The sequence below is a fragment of the Streptomyces sp. NPDC005533 genome (assembly GCF_042871845.1).
Lineage (GTDB): Bacteria > Actinomycetota > Actinomycetes > Streptomycetales > Streptomycetaceae > Streptomyces.
Genome location: NZ_JBIAJH010000024.1, coordinates 38,536 through 56,121 on the forward strand (window position 1 = coordinate 38,536; position 17,586 = coordinate 56,121).

14 protein-coding genes are annotated in these 17,586 nt (G+C 71.6%); 4 read left to right on the forward strand and 10 right to left on the reverse strand.

All coding sequences use genetic code 11. The features are described from left to right. The first annotated feature begins 118 nt into the window (after nt 1-118). Complete coding sequence (locus ACFYP3_RS23610; RefSeq protein WP_388835814.1) at nt 119-2,278, forward strand: RecQ family ATP-dependent DNA helicase; 2,160 nt, start codon at nt 119-121, stop codon at nt 2,276-2,278. A gap of 215 nt (nt 2,279-2,493) precedes the next feature. Beyond that, entirely contained in the window at nt 2,494-3,123 is a 630-nt protein-coding gene (locus ACFYP3_RS23615) for a hypothetical protein (RefSeq protein ID WP_388835816.1), read from the forward strand. A 183-nt stretch (nt 3,124-3,306) separates the two neighbouring features. On the opposite strand, the gene ACFYP3_RS23620 is transcribed toward ACFYP3_RS23615, so the two are convergent. The 3 genes from ACFYP3_RS23620 to ACFYP3_RS23630 all read right to left on the reverse strand — a co-directional run bounded on the left by ACFYP3_RS23620 (nt 3,307) and on the right by ACFYP3_RS23630 (nt 5,439). Beyond that, a complete protein-coding gene (locus ACFYP3_RS23620; RefSeq protein WP_388835818.1) occupies nt 3,307-3,951 on the reverse strand; it encodes a hypothetical protein in 645 nt (214 codons plus the stop codon). 59 nt (nt 3,952-4,010) lie between these two features. Then, nucleotides 4,011-4,721, reverse strand: a complete 711-nt coding sequence (locus ACFYP3_RS23625) for a ribonuclease HII (RefSeq protein WP_388835820.1) — start codon at nt 4,719-4,721, stop codon at nt 4,011-4,013. Nucleotides 4,722-4,836: 115 nt separating this feature from the next. Further along, a complete protein-coding gene (locus tag ACFYP3_RS23630; RefSeq protein ID WP_388835823.1) occupies nt 4,837-5,439 on the reverse strand; it encodes a TetR/AcrR family transcriptional regulator in 603 nt (200 codons plus the stop codon). Between the two features lie 141 nt (nt 5,440-5,580). On the opposite strand from ACFYP3_RS23630, the gene ACFYP3_RS23635 reads away from it, so the two are divergent. Next, nucleotides 5,581-7,134: an MFS transporter gene (locus ACFYP3_RS23635; protein WP_388835826.1), complete on the forward strand. Its 1,554-nt coding sequence runs from the start codon at nt 5,581-5,583 to the stop codon at nt 7,132-7,134. 78 nt (nt 7,135-7,212) lie between these two features. On the opposite strand, the gene ACFYP3_RS23640 is transcribed toward ACFYP3_RS23635, so the two are convergent. From ACFYP3_RS23640 to ACFYP3_RS23660, 5 genes are all read right to left on the reverse strand, one after another. Beyond that, on the reverse strand, nt 7,213-9,036 hold the full coding sequence (locus tag ACFYP3_RS23640; protein WP_388835829.1) for a DUF4153 domain-containing protein: 1,824 nt from the start codon (nt 9,034-9,036) through the stop codon (nt 7,213-7,215). 166 nt (nt 9,037-9,202) lie between these two features. Further along, nucleotides 9,203-10,120: an ADP-ribosylglycohydrolase family protein gene (locus ACFYP3_RS23645; protein WP_388835832.1), complete on the reverse strand. Its 918-nt coding sequence runs from the start codon at nt 10,118-10,120 to the stop codon at nt 9,203-9,205. Nucleotides 10,121-10,131: 11 nt separating this feature from the next. After that, nucleotides 10,132-10,791 carry a histidine phosphatase family protein gene (locus ACFYP3_RS23650; protein ID WP_388835835.1) on the reverse strand — a complete coding sequence of 220 codons (660 nt, stop codon included), beginning with the start codon at nt 10,789-10,791 and terminating at the stop codon, nt 10,132-10,134. Nucleotides 10,792-10,864: 73 nt separating this feature from the next. Beyond that, nucleotides 10,865-11,470: a YdbC family protein gene (locus ACFYP3_RS23655; RefSeq protein WP_319728923.1), complete on the reverse strand. Its 606-nt coding sequence runs from the start codon at nt 11,468-11,470 to the stop codon at nt 10,865-10,867. 32 nt (nt 11,471-11,502) lie between these two features. After that, nucleotides 11,503-12,342, reverse strand: a complete 840-nt coding sequence (locus tag ACFYP3_RS23660; RefSeq protein WP_388835838.1) for an arylamine N-acetyltransferase — start codon at nt 12,340-12,342, stop codon at nt 11,503-11,505. A gap of 147 nt (nt 12,343-12,489) precedes the next feature. On the opposite strand from ACFYP3_RS23660, the gene ACFYP3_RS23665 reads away from it, so the two are divergent. Further along, nucleotides 12,490-13,449 carry a DUF1152 domain-containing protein gene (locus ACFYP3_RS23665; protein WP_388835841.1) on the forward strand — a complete coding sequence of 320 codons (960 nt, stop codon included), beginning with the start codon at nt 12,490-12,492 and terminating at the stop codon, nt 13,447-13,449. An 82-nt stretch (nt 13,450-13,531) separates the two neighbouring features. Here ACFYP3_RS23665 and ACFYP3_RS23670 read toward each other — a convergent pair whose 3' ends face one another. Together ACFYP3_RS23670 and ACFYP3_RS23675 are read right to left on the reverse strand one after the other, a co-directional pair. Continuing rightward, nucleotides 13,532-14,272 (reverse strand): class I SAM-dependent methyltransferase, encoded by a 741-nt coding sequence (locus ACFYP3_RS23670; RefSeq protein WP_388835844.1) that lies wholly within the window; start codon nt 14,270-14,272, stop codon nt 13,532-13,534. 317 nt (nt 14,273-14,589) lie between these two features. Continuing rightward, nucleotides 14,590-17,478 (reverse strand): vitamin B12-dependent ribonucleotide reductase, encoded by a 2,889-nt coding sequence (locus tag ACFYP3_RS23675; RefSeq protein ID WP_388835846.1) that lies wholly within the window; start codon nt 17,476-17,478, stop codon nt 14,590-14,592. Between the last annotated feature and the right edge of the window lie 108 nt (nt 17,479-17,586).

Consider the following 17,586-nt stretch of genomic DNA (forward strand, 5'->3'; position numbering starts at 1 on the left):
CGAAGGTCCCGCGCATGATCCGATAGCGAAAGCCCTGTGGATAACTGTTGACGCTTCAATTTCCACAGGTCGAGAGCGGCATTGGCGCGATGTCACAGGCATCGGGTTGCATGGGGGCATGAACGCAGACCTGAGGTCCTCGGCCGACTCCGTACTAGCCCGCCTCGTGGGCGACCCCACGGGCACCGCCCGGCTGCGTGAGGACCAGTGGCGGGCGATCGAGGCCCTCGTCGCGCACAAGCGACGGGCGCTGGTGGTCCAGCGCACGGGGTGGGGCAAATCCGCGGTGTACTTCGTCGCCACCTCGCTGCTGCGGGCGAGCGGCGCCGGCCCGACCGTGATCGTCTCCCCGCTGCTCGCGCTGATGCGCAATCAGGTCGAAGCCGCGGCCCGGGCGGGGATCCGCGCCCGCACCATCAATTCCGCCAACCCCGAGGAGTGGGAGGGCATCCAGGCCGAGGTCGCCGCCGGCGAGGTCGACGTCCTGCTGGTGAGCCCGGAGCGGCTGAACAACCCCGACTTCCGCGACCAGGTCCTCCCCAAGCTCTCCGCCGCGACGGGTCTGCTCGTGGTGGACGAGGCCCACTGCATCTCCGACTGGGGACACGACTTCCGCCCCGACTACCGCCGGCTCCGCACCATGCTGGCCGACCTTCCGCCCGGCGTCCCGGTCCTCGCCACCACCGCCACGGCCAACGCCCGCGTGACCGCCGACGTCGCAGAACAGCTGGGCACCGGGGCCGGCACGGACGCGCTGGTGCTGCGCGGCCCGCTGGACCGCGAGAGCCTCAGCCTGGCGGTGCTGACCCTGCCCGACGCGGCGCACCGGCTGGCCTGGCTCGCCGACCACCTCGGCGACCTGCCGGGCTCCGGGATCATCTACACGCTGACCGTGGCCGCGGCCGAGGAGGTCACCGCGTACCTGCGCCACCGCGGGCACACGGTGTCCTCGTACACCGGCAAGACGGAGAACGCGGACCGCCAGCAGGCCGAGGACGACCTCCAGGCGAACCGGGTCAAGGCACTGGTGGCCACCTCCGCCCTCGGCATGGGCTTCGACAAGCCGGACCTGGGCTTCGTCGTGCACCTCGGCTCGCCCTCCTCCCCCATCGCCTACTACCAGCAGGTCGGCCGCGCGGGCCGTGGTGTTGAGCACGCCGAGGTGCTGCTGCTCCCCGGCCGCGAGGACGAGGCGATCTGGCAGTACTTCGCCTCGGTGGCCTTCCCGCCGGAGGAGCAGGTGCGCCGCACGCTCGACGTCCTGGCCCAGGCCGGCCGCCCGCTGTCGCTGCCCGCCCTGGAGCCCTTGGTGGACCTGCGTCGCACCCGGCTGGAGACCATGCTCAAGGTCCTCGACGTCGACGGCGCCGTGCACCGCGTCAAGGGCGGCTGGACGTCGACCGGCGAGCCGTGGACCTACGACGCCGAGCGCTACGCCTGGGTGGCCCGGCAGCGGGCGGCCGAGCAGCAGGCCATGCGCGACTACGCGGCGGCCACGGAGTGCCGGATGGAGTTCCTGCGCCGCCAGCTCGACGACGAGGAGGCCGCGCCCTGCGGCCGCTGCGACAACTGCGCCGGCGCCCGGTTCACCGCCGAGGTCTCCACCACCGCGCTGGACACCGCCCGCGGCGAGCTCGGCCGCCCGGGCGTCGAGCTGGAGCCGCGCAAGATGTGGCCGACCGGGCTCGCCGCGGTCGGCGTCGACCTCAAGGGGCGCATCCCCGCCGGGGAACAGACCTCCACGGGCCGGGCGCTGGGCCGGCTGTCCGACATCGGCTGGGGCAACCGGCTGCGCCCGATGCTCGCCCCGCAGGCTCCGGACCAGCCGGTCCCGGACGACGTGACCCAGGCCGTGGTCGCCGTACTCGCCGACTGGGCCCGGGGCCCCGGCGGTTGGGCCTCCGGGGCGCCGGACGCCCCGGCCCGGCCGGTGGGCGTGGTCGCCCTGCCCTCGCGCAGCCGACCCCAGCTGGTCGGTTCGCTGGCCGCGCGGATCGCGGAGGTCGGCCGGATGCCCCTGCTCGGTACGGTCGCCTACACGGACCAGGCTCCGGAGTTCGGGGTGGCGGTCTCGAACAGCGCCCAGCGGGTGCGGGGGCTCCACCAGGCCCTGACGGTCCCGCCGGAACTGGCCGCGGCACTCGCGGAAGCCTCGGGTCCGGTGCTCCTCGTGGACGACCGCTCGGAGAGCGGGTGGACCCTCGCGGTGGCCGGCCGGCTGCTGCGACGAGCAGGCGCGAAAGAGGTGTTCCCGCTGGTGCTGGCGCTCCAGGGATAGCCGAATGCGTCATCTTCGGCGTGGCGGGGCAAGGATATGAACGGCATACCGGCGAATTCCGGTCGGCGGCGCCAATTGCTCGTTGCCGCATGCTCAGGAGCCACGCGAGAATTGGAGTGCTCCCGCTCGGCGCCTCGGCACTCTCCTGGGCCGCGCCGCGGCGCGCCCTGACTCCAGCCGTGCCCGTCCGCGGGCGTGTACCCGAAGGGAGGACCGTGACCTTCGGATTCGCGTCGCTCTCGACCACGTCCCTGACATCGGCCACCGGCGTCACCAGCCGGCACGGCAGGCTGCTGGAACCGTCCGAGTGGACCGCGGCGGGCATTCCCCTCCTCCGCGATCCCCGAGAGGTCGTCAGCGGCCTGCACTCCCGCCACAGTCCGGTGCCCTCGACCGCCGTGATCGCCGTCCTCGGCCCGGAGGAGCGGCTCGTGGCGAGCGCCTCCTTCGTCCAGCGGTCGGCCTCCGCGGACGGCTGGGAGTACCGCAACGCCCTGCTGTCCCGGCTGCGCCGGGTCCTCCCGCACGACCTGCGGCGGCGGACCCCCGTGCGGACGGCGGTCCTGCTCTACTGCCGTGAGGGCGACGAGCGGTGGACCGAGGAGGACGGCGCGTGGATGTGGGGGCTGCGGGACGCCTGCACCCTGCACGGGCTGCGCTGCGGCGCGTACATCACGCTGACCCGCGGCGGCTGGCAGGTGCTGGGCGAGGGCCGTGGCGGCCGTCAGCCCAACTCCGACTCGCGGCCCCGGCACCTCGGCGACACCGCGGCCGAGTTCGCCCCGCTCGCCCTGCACACCGGCGGCGGCGCGGTCGACGCACTGCGCCGGACCGCCGCGCGCTGACCGCACGCGGGCAGGCCTCACGGCCGTATACCCGGATGCGGGCGTACGGCGGATCAGGCCTCGGACCCCGGCCCGAACTTCAGCTCGGGCCCCACGACGGACACAGCGCGGACCTCGGCCCGGGCTTCAGCGGGGCCGGCCCGAGGCCCGCCCCGCCCCTCGCCCGTGCCGGGGTACAGGGCGTCAGACGCCCGCACCCAGCACGGAGTTGATCTGCTGCGCGTCGCCGCACACGATCAGCAGCGCACCGGCCCGGGTGAGCGCGACCGGCAGGGCGCCGGCAACGCTCTCGACCGCTCCGCCGTTGACCGCGAAAACCACGACGGGACGGCCCGCGGCGCGCTGGACCTGCGCCGCGTCCGCGTAGAAGACGTCGTCCCCGGCGTCGTGCAGGGCCCAGTACGCGGCCTCGCCGAAGGACAGTTCGTGAGCGGCCCACGGGTGCGGGTCGCCGGTGGTGAGCACCAGGATGTCGCCGGGCGCGCGCCCGGTGTCGAGCAGCAGGTCGACGGCCTCTTCGGCCGCGTCCAGCGCACCCTCGGCGGAAGCCGGGATCAGCTGGATCTGGGGGACCGCCGCGGAGACCGACGGTGCGGCGGGGGCAGCGGCGGAGGCTGCGGGAACAGGTCCGGGGGTGGCCTGCGGCGCGCGCTGCGCGGGCGGTGCGGGCCGGGCGGGACCGGGGCGGCCGGGCCGCGGTACGGCGGCGGGACGCGGACCAGGTACAGGGCGGGGGGTCTGCGCGGTGCGGCTCGCGGCCGGCGTGACGCGGGGACCCTGGGCGCTCTCGTGAATCTGAGGCTCCTCGATGGCGGGGGTGAGAGGCATGAGTTGATGTCTATCAAACACCGGTACGAAACGTACCGGCCGGTGGCACATGGGTGCGATCAGAAATCGAAGCCGAGTTGGCCTCCGTTTTCCAGCTCCACCGATTCCTCGCTGCGGCGCACCTTCTTGAGGTGGCGCCACCGGGGCAGCCCGTCGAGGTACGACCACGAGAGCCGGTGGTAGGGGGTGGGCCCCAGTTCCTCCAGCGCCGCCCGGTGCACGGGCGACGGGTATCCGGCATTGGCGCCGAAGGCGAAGCCCTCGATCCCGCCGCCTTGTCGGCCCAGTTCGGACATCATCCGGTCGCGCGTGACCTTCGCTATGACCGAGGCCGCGGCGACGGCGACGCAGGACTGGTCGCCCTTGATCACCGTACGGACCCGCCAGGGTTCGCCGAGGTAGTCGTGCTTGCCGTCGAGGATCACCGCCTCGGGCCGCACCGGCAGCGCCTCCAGGGCGCGCTCCGCGGCGAGCCTCAGGGCGGCCGTCATCCCGAGCTCGTCGATCTCCTCGGGCGAGGCGTGCCCGAGGGCGTACGCGGTGACCCAGCGCTCCAGGACGTCGAGCAGGGCGTCGCGTCGCTTCGCGGTGAGCAGTTTGGAGTCGGTGAGCCCGGCGGGCGGCCGGCGCAGGCCGGTGATCGCCGCGCACACGGTGACGGGACCGGCCCAGGCCCCTCGTCCGACTTCGTCGACCCCGGCGATGACCTTGGCGCCGGTGGTTGCACGGAGGGAGCGTTCGACGGTGTGGGTGGGTGCTTCGTACGGCATGGCGCCAGCAAGGGTACGCCGCCCCGAGCCGACTGCACACCCCCGCCCGGGTCCGGCGCCCGTCCGACCCGGCACGGACACCGTTCCTCACACCCCGCGCCGCGCCCGCCGCGCCTCACGCCCGGAGCAGCGGCACCATCACCTCGTCGATCAGCTCTGCGATCTCCCCGTCTCCCCATTCGCTACCGCACACCTTGGCGCGGTACATCAGCATCGCCGGAATGACATCCACGACAAACGGACCCGTCGCGTCCGGCCGCACGTCACCTCGCACGATTCCGCGCCGCACAAGCTCCCTGATCAGTCGCTGGGCCGGCTCGTGCAGCCCCGACCAGATCACCCCGTGGAACCGGTCCGCATGCTTGTGATCGCATTCGTGAAGCACGGACCGCAGGGCCTGACCGGCACGGGAATGCATGACGTCCCGGGTGTGCACGCACAGCAGGTGGAGGTCCTCGCGGATCGACCCGCCGTCGGGAATCTCGCCTATCTGCGGCAGACCGCTCCGCAGCGCGTCGGCCACCAGGTCCGCCTTGGACGGCCATCGCCGGTAGAGCGCGGCCTTGCCGGTGTGCGCGCCGGCCGCGACGCCCTCCATGGTGAGAGCGTTCCAGCCGACCGTGCTCAATTGCTCCAACGCGGCGGCGAGAATCGCCCGTTCGAGTTCGGGACCCCGCCTGCGCCCCGGCGACGCCGCCGACCAGCGCGAACCCACCATCTCCCCACCTCCCGACCGGCCCCCGCGCCCGACGTACGTATTTTCGGCCTTAGAGAACGCTTGCGTTCCCTAAGGATCGGCTCCTACCGTAGCCCTGTAGTGAACGAATACGTTCACTATTTCACTTTGGGGGGATCCTCAGTGACAAGTTCTCAACTCGCCACACCCCGGATACCGGGGGCGGCGCGCCGCGAGGGGCGCCCCGGAGTGGCACTCACCGTCATCGCCGCGTGCCAGCTCATGGTGGTCCTGGACGCGACGATCGTGAACATCGCGCTCCCGCACATCCAGGACGCCCTCAGCTTCAGCACCACCGACCTCTCGTGGGTGCTCAGCGCCTACACCCTCACCTTCGGCGGCCTGCTGCTGCTCGGCGGCCGGGCCGGGGACATCCTGGGCCGGCGCCGCGTGTTCCTGACCGGCATCCTGCTCTTCACGCTGGCCTCCCTCCTCGGCGGATTCGCCCAGGAGCCCTGGCAGCTGCTCGCGGCCCGCGCCCTGCAAGGAGTGGGCGGCGCTATCGCCTCCCCGACCTCGCTCGCCCTGATCACCACGACCTTCCCCGAGGGCCCCGAACGGAACCGGGCGTTCGGCGTGTTCGCGGCCGTCTCCGCGGGCGGCGGCGCCATCGGCCTGCTGGCCGGCGGCATGCTGACCGAATGGCTCGACTGGCGCTGGGTGTTCTTCGTCAACGTCCCGATCGGCGTACTGATCGCGGTCCTCACCCCGCTCTACATCACCGAGTCCGAGCGCCACCCCGGCCGCTTCGACATCGCCGGAGCCCTCACCTCCACCGGCGGCATGGCCTCGCTCGTCTACGGGTTCATCCGTGCCTCGGAGGACGGCTGGCGCGACTCGCTCACCATCGGCTCCTTCACCGCGGCCCTCGTCCTGCTCGCGCTCTTCGTCGTCATCGAGTCACGGGCCCGCGAGCCGATCATCCCGCTGCGCATGTTCGCCGACCGCAACCGCACCGGCACCTACGTGATCATGCTCGGCCTCGCGGCCGCGATGTTCGGGATGTTCTTCTTCATCGTCCAGTTCGTACAGAACGTGCTGGGCTTCTCCCCGATCCAGTCCGGGCTCGGCTTCCTGCCCGTGACCGTCGCCATCGTCACCGCCGCCGGTCTCTCGCAGCGGTTCCTGCCGCGCTTCGGCCCCAAGCCCTTCATGGTCATCGGGTCCGCGCTCACCGGAACCGGGCTGACCTGGCTGACCTTCCTCCGGACCGACAGCTCGTACCTCTCCGGCGTGCTCGGCCCGATGCTGCTCTTCGGCTTCGGCATGGGCCTCAACTTCGTGACTCTCACCCTCACCGCCGTCTCCGGGGTGGTACCGAAGGAGGCGGGCGCGGCCTCCGGGCTGCTCAACGCCAGCCAGCAGGTGGGCGGCTCGCTGGGCCTGTCCATCCTGGTCACCGTCTTCGGCACGGCCAGCCGGGGCGAGGCCGAGAAGCAGGTCCCGGCCTTCATGGCGCAGGCGGATCCCGACCAACTGGCCGCCTTCCAGGAGACCCGCCAGCTGCCCGACCCCTGGGGGGACCTCGTCCTCGCGCAGGGCATCTCCACCGCGTTCCTCGCCGCCGTGGCGATGGCCGGCCTCGCCCTGGCCACCGCCCTGCTGGTGATCCGGGTGCGCAAGAGCGACCTGGAGGCCCTGGCCGGCGCGGCCGCGCAAGGCGGTCCGGCCGCCTGAGCTCCTCCCGTACGAGGGCCCGGGTGCGGGAACGGTCCCCGCACCCGGGCCCTCGTACGGGTTCTGCGGCGGCCCGCCCTAGTACTCGACGTGGCTGCCGAAGGTGCCCAGGCGCGAGCAGACCTCGTACGAGGCGGTCACCGGGCGCTCGCGCAGGATCTGCCGGGCCCGGTACTCACCGAGGCTCATGGCGTACCACGGGACTTCTCCGGCCCTGGACATCTCGTCGTTGATCCCGCGCAGGGCGCAGGACCTCTGGGGCTCGGGCAGCCGGTCCAGGGCGGGCGCGGCGTCCGCCGACAGGGACTGGAAGTAGGCCAGGTCGATCTTCCGAGTGCTCTCGAAGCGGCCGACGTTGCTCTCGGCGACCATCCCGTCGGGGGACAGCAGGCCGAAGGCCAGGACGGCGGCCGCCGCACTGCCCGCGACCGCGCGCGGCAGCCGGCGCGCGCCGAATACCCCGGCCGCCATGATCAGTACGATGACCAGCCCGAGCCACAGCTCCATCGCGGCGACCGACACGCGCAGCGTGGTCAGGCCGTACGCGTCCACGTAGAGGTCCATCCGGCGCAGCGCGGCGGCGACCACGACCAGGGTCAGGGTGCACAGCACGCCGAGGACGACGCGGACGAAGCGGCGGTCGCCTGCCCCGGAGCGCGGCGCCCAGCGCAGGGCGAGCGCGATCACGACGAGGGTGAACAGGGTGGCCCAGAGCAACTGCCAGAAACCCTGGCGGGCGTACTCGGCGTGGCTGAGACCCGTGCTCTCCAGGACCTTGTCGTAGCCGCCGAATAGGACGGCCAGCTGGACGGCGTTGAAGCCGGCGAAGAGCAGGTTGAGCACGACGAGCGGAAGGGCCCATTCGACCCGGGAGCGCGGCTTGCCCGGGGCCACCTTGATCCGGTCCCAGCGCAGCGGGGCCGCGGCGGTGCGGGCGGCGGCGAGCGCGAGGAGCGTGCCGAGGAGGAAGAGCAGGAAGCGGATGGGCCCGTTCTCGGTCGACACGTCGGGGATCAGGCCGTCGAGGAGGCGGGCGAACGCCGCGTCGGCGGAGGCGAACAGCGCGCCGAAGACCACCAGCAGGGCCACGGCCACGCCGGTCGCCTTGGCGACGGGCAGCCAGCGGTCCCTGCCGACCCCACCTCGTGACCGCAGTCCGACCAGGGCCCATGCGAGCCCGGACACGGCGGAGTCGAAGAAGCCGAGCGGGCTGAGCAGGACGCCGGGCCAGCTGCGGCTGCCGTGCAGGGCCAGCGCGCCCAGCAGGACGGCGCACAGGATCGCGAGCGTGGACGGCCAGGCGGAGTCGCGCAGGGCGGGCACGACGAGGAGGGCGAGGCAGCCGATCGCCCAGACCACCGTCCAGGGGCGGACGGTACGCCGGGCGGTGCGGGCGGCGACGTACGCGGCGGCGATGGCGGGCAGCACCGCGAGCAGCAGGCCGGGGCCCATGCCGTCGCCGAGGAGCAGTGCGGCGGCGAGGCCGGTGGCGAGGGCGGCGAGGAGGGTCGCGGTCGCGATGGGGGCGGCCTCCGCGGGGCGCACCAGCGTGACCCACGAGGGCGACGCGGACTTCGCGTGGGCGGCGGCCCATTGGCGCTGCTGGTGCTGGTGCGCCTGCCAGGCCTGCCACGCGGCGGCGTCGGCGGGCCCCGCCGGCGGCGGCCCGGCCGGGCCGGTGGACGCGCCCGCGGCCGGTGCTGCCGAAGAGGCCGGTGCTGCCGCGGCGGCCGGAGGCGCTGTGGCCGGACGTGCTGCGTCCGGAGTCGGGCGCGTGGATGCGTCCCCGGCCATGGCTCCTGCGTCGACCGTGCCCTGGGGGTCCTTCGAGGCCCCCGGGTCCTGCGGGTCTTGCGGGTCCTCGGACCGGGCCGCGTCCGCCCCGCCGGTGTTCTCTGACATCGGGTTCCCTCCCCTGTCGGCCGCCCCGTCGTTCCGGGGGGCGGCGCAGCGGACAGAGTAGGCCGGTGGCAGATGGTTTTGAACAGGATCAAAAGAGCCTGTGGCAGGACCGTGACAATCGGAATCGCCGGTTTCACCTGCGCCGGAAGCCCGGCCCGGCGATCCGTCAGTGCGCCGCCGTCTCCGGCAGCCAGGCCGGCAGGGCCTCGGTGCGCGCCAGCCACGCGGCCGGCAGCACCGCGTCCCCGCGGGACCCCAGCACCCCGCCGACGATCGCGCAGGTCGTGTCCACGTCTCCGCCCACCTGCGCGGTGGTCCAGAAGGCCCGCTCGAAGTCGTCCAGCGCACGCGCCGCGGACCACAGGGCGAACGGCACCGTGTCATGGGCGCTCGTGCGCCGTCCGCAGCCCAGAACCGCCGCGACCGTGGTCGCGTCGCCGTAGTCCAACATGTCCCGCGCCCGCCGCAGCCCGGCGCCCACGGCGCTGCGCGGCACCAGCGCGATCACCCCGTCCAGGAGGTCGGAGGCCTTCGGCGGACCGGCGGGCGCGGCGGCCAGCGCGGCCGCCGCGGCGACGGCCATCGCCCCGCACACGGCCTCGCGGTGCTGGTGGGTGGTGTAGGCGGAGATCTCCGCCTGGTGGGTGGCCTGCTCCGGGTCGTCGGCGTACCAGGCGCCCAGCGGCGCGATCCGCATGGCGGCGCCGTTGCCCCAGGAACCCTGCCCGTTGAACAGTTCCGCGGCCAGCGTGCGCCAGTCCTCGCCCTCCCGCACCAGCCGCAGCATGCGGTTCACCGCGGGCCCGTAGCCCCGGTCGAAGTCGTGGTGGTGGGCGAAGGAGCGCGCGAGCGCGTCCTGGTCGATCCGTCCGTGCTCGGCCAGCACCGCCACGACCGAGCAGGCCATCTCGGTGTCGTCGGTCCACTGCCACGTCCCGGTGCCGGCGGGCAGCTCGCGTCGTTTGAGCAGCGGGTAGTTCACGGGGACGAAGTACTGGGAGCCCAGGGCGTCACCCAGGGCCAGCCCGCGGAGGCTGGACATGGCGCGTGCGTAGCGCCGTTCGGGAGTGGAATCAGGCGTCATCGCGGGTCACTCTAGCCGTCCAGGTCATAAGGCTCGGGTGTGGTCCACCGCTCAAACGGGCGGTCCATCCGGTACCGGCCGTCAGGGCCCCTCAGGAGCATTCGGAACTCGCCGTTGCCGGGATTGGACAGGGCCTCGAATTCGGCTACCGACCAGTGGAACCAGCGCATGCAGAACAGCCTCATCGTCAGCCCGTGCGTCACCAGCAGGACGTTCTCGGGGTGGTCCGGAGCCTCGAAGCTGCGGTAGAGGCTTTCCAGGAAGGACCCGACCCTGTCGTACACGTCGGCCCCGGACTCGCCCTGCGCGAACCGGTAGAAGAAGTGCCCGTACGCGTCCCGGTACGCCTTCTGCAGCCGTACGTCGGTCCGGTCCTGCCAGTTGCCCCAGTCCTGCTCGCGCAGCCTCGGCTCCTCGCGCATCCGGACCCGTGTCGGGTCCAGCCGCAGTTCGCGGAAGGTCTGCAGGGTCCGGCGGTAGGGGGAGACGTACGCGCTGATCGTCTCCTCGCCGAAGAGCTCGCGCAGCCGCAGCCCGGCCGCCGCCGCCTGCTCACGCCCCTTCCGGGTCAGCCGCAGGGCATGGTCGGGCTCGCGTTCGTACACCGAGTCGTCGGCGTTCCCCTCCGATTCCCCGTGCCGGACAAGGACGATGCGCCGTGGTCGAGCCATCCCACGACCCTATTCGGCCATCGCCCGCCCAGCGCACCGGGCACGCCGACAGACCCGACGGGTAGTCGTACGGTCATACCGTCCAGGACGGTTCGAGATCCACGACATCACCGGTGAGCGCCTCGACATCCGCCTGGATCTGGGCGCGCAGGGAGAGCCTCTCGACACGCTCCTGACGGTACTTGCCGTGCTCGGCTGCGGCGTGCCACATCGACAGCACCAGGAACTCCCGCCCCGGGGCCTCCCCGAAGAGGCCGCGGATCATCCCGGGCGATCCCGCCATGGCCGGATTCCACACCTTCTCCTGCATGAGGGCGAAGTGGTCGACGCGGCCCTCACGGACGCGGGTGTGCGCGACCCGCACCACGTCGGCGTCGGTGAAGCGCGGCTCGAAGCCGGTCTTCACGTCGAAGCGGTGATCGAAGAGGGTGACCCGCAGATCGGTGTAGGTGCCGTTCTGCGCGGCGGCCAGCCGGTCGTGCGAGCGCGCCATGAAGGAGTCGTAGAAGGACCGGCTCTCCCAGAACGCGAAGACATGCGCGACCCCCTGCCGGCCCCGGCTCCAGCCGCCGCCCTGCCCCCGGAAACCCGGCTCGCCCGGCAGCCCCGCCCATTTTCGCTGCCCGCGCTCGAACCCGCGTCGGTCCGTCACCGTGCAGCGAATCCACTTGACCAGCACTGCGCCATCGTACGGGCCCGGCGCGGCCCGGGTCAGTCCTCGGCGCGGTGGATCCGCACCAGTTCCGCCGCATCCCGCTCGGGCAGGCGAAGCCCGAACTCCTGGTCGAGGACAGCGAGCAGCTCGTCCGGGCCGACGTCGCGCCGTTCCGTCCGCCCGTCGGGGTAGAGCAGGGTGAACTCCCGCCCGACGAGCGCCCTGCGGACGGCGTCCCCCGGGTGGTGGACGACGAGCCGCCCCACGAAGGAGGAGCGGGGGTGGCCCGAGCTGTAGTGGTTGAGCAGGACGTAGTCGACGGGGTGGTAGCGCTGCGGGGAGAAGGCGTACAGGTCGCGCCAGGTCCCGCCGCGCAGGTGGCACAGCACGAGGATGCCGTCCTCCTCCTCGCGGACGCGGTACGTCCACTCCCCCTGCTCCAGCGCGACGCCGGGGCGCCCCAGCGGGACCGGCTCACGGGGGCCCTGGTGGCCGAACCCCACGTCGCACAGCCACGGTTCGCCCTCGACCGTGACGACGAGGACGGCGTGCGTCACGGGCAGCAGGGAGTCCCCGCGGGTGCGGTTGCGGGCTCCGCGCCCGGAGACCTCGAAGCCCAGCCGCTCCAGGGCGGCGGCCAGCAGGGAGTTCTGCTCGTAGCAGTAGCCGCCGCGGCCGGCGTGCACGAGCTTGTCCTCGATCGACTTGACGTCCAGCGCGACGGGGCGGCCGAGCAGGACGTCCAGGCTCTCGAAGGGGATGGCCGCGGTGTGGGCCCGGTGCACTGCGTACAACGTGGCGAGGTCCGGCCGGAGTTCCCGGCCGTCTCCCGCGTTCTCCTGAAGTCCGATCCTCGCCAGATACGCGTCCAGATCCAGCTCTTCGCCGCTCCACATGGCTCCCGCTTCCCCGTTCCCCCGTGCGGCCGTTCCCCCGTGCCGCGTTGCCGCCCTGCCGCCTTGCCGCCTTGCCGCCTTGCCGCCGGCATCGCACCGCCGTGAATCCGCGGGCACCCGTTCGCCGGACCCCGCACAATGATCGCCATGACCGCCCTGCACACCAACCCGCTTTTCGCCCGCCTCGCCGACGCCGAACGCATTCTGGTCGCCGGCGCGGGCGGCGGGTTCGACATCTACGCCGGGGTCCCCATCGCCCTGTCCCTCCTGCACCAGGGCAAGGAGGTCCACCTCGCGAACCTTTCCTTCAGCGCCCTCGCCGGGCTGCCCGACGACGAGTGGGCCGCCCCCGACCTCGCCGTCATCACCCTCGAGTCCGCGCCGCACCAGACCTACTTCCCCGAGCGGACGCTGGCCCGGTGGCTGCGGCTGCACGGCTACCCGGCGCGCGTGTACGCCTTCCCGCAGACCGGCGTCCAGCCGCTGCGCGCCGCCTACCGCGAGCTGGTCGCCCTCCACCGCATCGACGCGATCGTCCTGGTCGACGGCGGTACGGACATCCTGATGCGGGGCGACGAAGCCGGCCTCGGCACCCCCGAGGAGGACCTGACCAGCGTGGCGGCGCTGGCCGCGCTGGACGAGGTACCGGAGCGCCTCGTCGTGTCGGTGGGCTTCGGCGTGGACGCGTACCACGGGGTGAGCCACGCCCTGGTGCTGGAGAACATCGCGGCGCTGGAGCGTGCGGGAGCGTACCTCGGCGCGTTCTCCGTGCCGCGCGCCACCCGTGAGGGCGCTCTCTTCCTGGACGCGGTGGCCCATGCCCAGGAGCACACCCCGGACCACCCCAGCATCGTCAACGGATCGATCGCCGCGGCCGTCCGGGGATCCTTCGGCGACGTGCAGTTCACCACCCGCACCCGGGGCAGCGAGCTCTTCGTGAACCCGCTGATGTCGCTGTGCTTCGCCTTCGACCTGCCGGGACTGGCCGCGCACTGCCTCTATCTGGACCGCATCGAGGACACCCACCTGATGCGGCAGGTCCACTCCCGGATCGCGGAGTTCCGTGAGGACCTGGTCACCCGCCCGCCCCGCCGCATCCCCCACTGAACCCGGCGGAGGCGGGCAGGTCTCCGGAAAGACCCGCCCGCCTGGGCGGTTCACGACGTCCAGCGGATCCCCCGCTCGGCCGTCAGGCGCGGCAGCGCAGCATCTCCAGCGGCGGGTTCGCCCGGAAGTCCGCCCAGAAGTCCTCACCGAACTCGCGCACCCCGGCGTCGGACACCTCGAAGGGCACCCAGGTCAGCTCGCTGAACCCGGCCGCGGGCAGGCACTTCTCGTAGATCTCGCGGCGCGGGAGGTTGGCGACGAACGAGACCGGCGGGTCGAGCAGCGCCGTGGTCCGCACCTGCGGCCCGGTCTCGCCCTCCTCCCCGGTGAGCACGCTGCGGAAGCCGTACCTTTCCGGCGTGGGCCCGTCGAAGCGGAAGTCGGGCGACTGGTTGAGCAGGAAGAACTCTCCGCCGGGCTTCAGGCTCCGGTGCACGTTGCGGCACATCCGCTCCGTAGTGGCGACGTCCTGGGCGTAGTTGAGCAGCTGGACCCCCAGGACGATGTCGAAGGCCTGCGCGAACGGACGAAGTTCGGCCACATCGCCCACCTCGTAGCGCACCCCCAGCGGATCCCCCTCTTCCAGCTGCTGTGCCACGGCGACCATCTCTGCAGAGATGTCGATTCCGAGCACGTCCGCGGCTCCGCGCCGCCTGAACTCCCTGCTGTAGAAACCGGTGCCGGAGGCCAGGTCGAGGACCGACTTGCCCCGCACGTCCCCGACCAGGGCCAGGAAGCCCGGTACCACCACGTACTGCTCCAGCGGCAGGGACTTGAAGCCCTCGTACGCTTCACCGATCTCGTCGTACTGCTGCGTGCTCACAGTTCTCTGATCCCCCATGCTCATGCCTCGTCAGCCCCTCGGCCGCAGGAACACCCCTGTCCAGGGGTGCGCAGCAGCCTCTGGCCGGCAGTCTCTCCCAAGCTGACGGACCGTTGTACTTGGCGGAACCGACGAAAAACCGGCCCCCGTCCCGGCGCGCCCTACGTGCGGGCCACCCCCCGATCGAGCACCGGGACCTCTTGCGGCCGGGGCCGGCCACCGGTGGCCCATGGCGGGGCGACAACGCCGACGGGGAGCCGGCATGTCGCCGACTCCCCGCTGTGACCAGGCACGTCATGCCTGGTGGGCGTCTACTTTCAGCTGCAGCCGCTGGTCGAGCCGCAGCCCTCGCAGATGTAGCAGGAACCGGCGCGCTGCATCTTCGTACCGCAGGAGAAGCAGAGCGGGGCGTCGGCCGAGACGCCGAGCTGCATCTCGACCAGTTCGGCGCTGCTGTGTGCCGTCTTCGGGGCGGGGACCGGGACGGTCACGGCCGGCTTCGGCGCCGACGGCACCGCAGCCAGCGGAACCGACTGGGTCAGCGACTCGGTGTCCAGCTCGTCCTCGAGGGGCTCGTAGGAGCCGGTGTCGAGGTGGCGCTGGCGCTCCTCGGCGGTGTGGATGCCGAGGGCCGAGCGGGTCTCGAAGGGCAGGAAGTCGAGCGCCAGGCGACGGAAGATGTAGTCGACGATCGACTGCGCCATCCGCACGTCCGGGTCGTCCGTCATGCCGGCCGGCTCGAAGCGCATGTTGGTGAACTTCGAGACGTAGGTCTCCAGCGGCACGCCGTACTGCAGACCGACCGAGACGGCGATGGAGAAGGCGTCCATCATGCCCGCGAGGGTCGAGCCCTGCTTGGACATCTTCAGGAAGACCTCGCCCAGACCGTCGTCCGGGTAGGAGTTCGCCGTCATGTAGCCCTCGGCGCCACCCACGGTGAAGGAGGTGGTGATGCCCGGGCGGCCCTTGGGGAGGCGCTTGCGGACGGGGCGGTACTCGATGACCTTCTCGACGGTCGCGCGGATGGTCTCCTCCGCCTTGGCGGTGACCTCCTCCTTCTCCTCTTCCTTCTTCTTCGCGGAGAGGGGCTGGCCGACCTTGCAGTTGTCGCGGTAGATCGCGAGCGCCTTGACGCCCATCTTCCAGGCCTCGAAGTAGATCTCCTCGATCTCCTCGACGGTCGCCGTCTCCGGCATGTTGACCGTCTTCGAGATCGCGCCGGAGATCCAGGGCTGGATCGCGGCCATCATGCGGACGTGGCCCATCGCGGAGATGGAACGCTCGCCCATGGCGCAGTCGAACACCGAGTAGTGCTCGGCCTTCAGGCCCGGGGCGTCGACGACCACGCCGTGCTCGGCGATGTGGGAGACGATCGCCTCGATCTGCTCCTCCTGGTAACCCAGGCGGCGCAGGGCCTGCGGGACGGTGCCGTTGACGATCTGCATCGAGCCGCCGCCGACGAGCTTCTTGAACTTGACCAGGGCCAGGTCCGGCTCGACACCGGTGGTGTCGCAGGACATCGCGAGACCGATGGTGCCGGTCGGCGCGAGGACGGAGGCCTGGGAGTTGCGGAAGCCGTTCTTCTCGCCGAGACGCAGGACGTCCTGCCAGGCCTCTGTGGCCGCGGCCCAGATCGAGTTGTCCAGGTCCTCGGTACGCGGCGCGACGGCATTGGCGTCGGCGTGCTGCTTCATGACGCGCTTGTGCGCCTCGGCGTTGCGGGCGTAGCCGTCGTACGGGCCGACGATCGCGGCCAGCTCGGCGGAGCGCTTGTACGCGGTGCCGGTCATCAGCGAGGTGATCGACGCGGCGAGGGTGCGGCCGCCGTCCGAGTCGTACGCGTGGCCGGTGGCCATCAGCAGGGCGCCGAGGTTGGCGTAGCCGATGCCGAGCTGGCGGAAGGCGCGGGTGTTCTCGCCGATCTTCTGCGTCGGGAAGTCCGCGAAGCAGATGGAGATGTCCATCGCGGTGATGACGAGCTCGACGACCTTGGCGAAGCGCTCGGCGTCGAAGGACTGGTTGCCCTTGCCGTCGTCGCTCAGGAACTTCATCAGGTTGAGCGAGGCGAGGTTGCAGGACGTGTTGTCCAGGTGCATGTACTCGCTGCAGGGGTTCGACGCGGTGATGCGGCCGGACTCGGGGCAGGTGTGCCAGTTGTTGATCACACCGTCGTACTGGATGCCCGGGTCGGCGCAGGCCCACGCGGCCTCGGCGAGCTTGCGGAAGAGCGCCTTGGCGTCGACCTTCTCGATGACCTCGCCGGTCATGCGGGCGCGCAGGGCGAACTCGGTGCCGTTCTCGACTGCCGTCATGAACTCGTCGTTCACGCGGACGGAGTTGTTTGCGTTCTGGTACTGGACGGACGTGATGTCGTCGCCGCCCAGGTCCATGTCGAAGCCCGCGTCGCGCAGGGCGCGGATCTTCTCCTCTTCCTTCACCTTGGTCTCGATGAAGGCCTCGACGTCCGGGTGGTCCACGTCCAGGACGACCATCTTGGCCGCGCGGCGGGTGGCGCCGCCCGACTTGATCGTTCCGGCGGACGCGTCGGCGCCGCGCATGAAGGAGACCGGACCGGAGGCGTTGCCACCGGAGGAGAGGAGCTCCTTGGAGGAGCGGATGCGGGAGAGGTTCAGGCCGGCGCCGGAGCCGCCCTTGAAGATCATGCCCTCTTCCTTGTACCAGTCGAGGATCGACTCCATGGAGTCGTCGACGGACAGGATGAAGCAGGCGGAGACCTGCTGCGGCTGGGCCGTTCCGACGTTGAACCACACCGGCGAGTTGAAGCTGAAGATCTGGTGCAGGAGGGCGTAGGTCAGCTCGTGCTCGAAGATCTCCGCGTCGGCGGGCGACGCGAAGTAGTCGAAGTCCTCGCCGGCCTTCGTGTAGGTCTTCACGATCCGGTCGATCAGCTGCTTCAGACCGGTCTCGCGCTGCGGGGTGCCGACCGCGCCGCGGAAGTACTTGCTGGTGACGATGTTGACCGCGTTCACCGACCAGAAGTCGGGGAACTCGACGCCACGCTGCTCGAAGTTGACCGAGCCGTCGCGCCAGTTGGTCATGACGACGTCACGGCGCTCCCAGCTCACCTCGTCGTACGGGTGCACGCCGGGGGTGGTGTGGATGCGCTCGATACGCAGGCCGCCCTTGGCGGCCTTGGTCCCCTTGGCGCGGGAACCACGTGCCGAGCTGCTCGCCGTCTCTGTCATGCCAGGCCTCCCATATGCGGGCAAAAACGCCCTAAAGTGCCAGCGTTATTCCGCGGCACGGTGCTGTGTCTCTGTATCTACGTCTCTTCGCGCGACCCACCGGCCTCC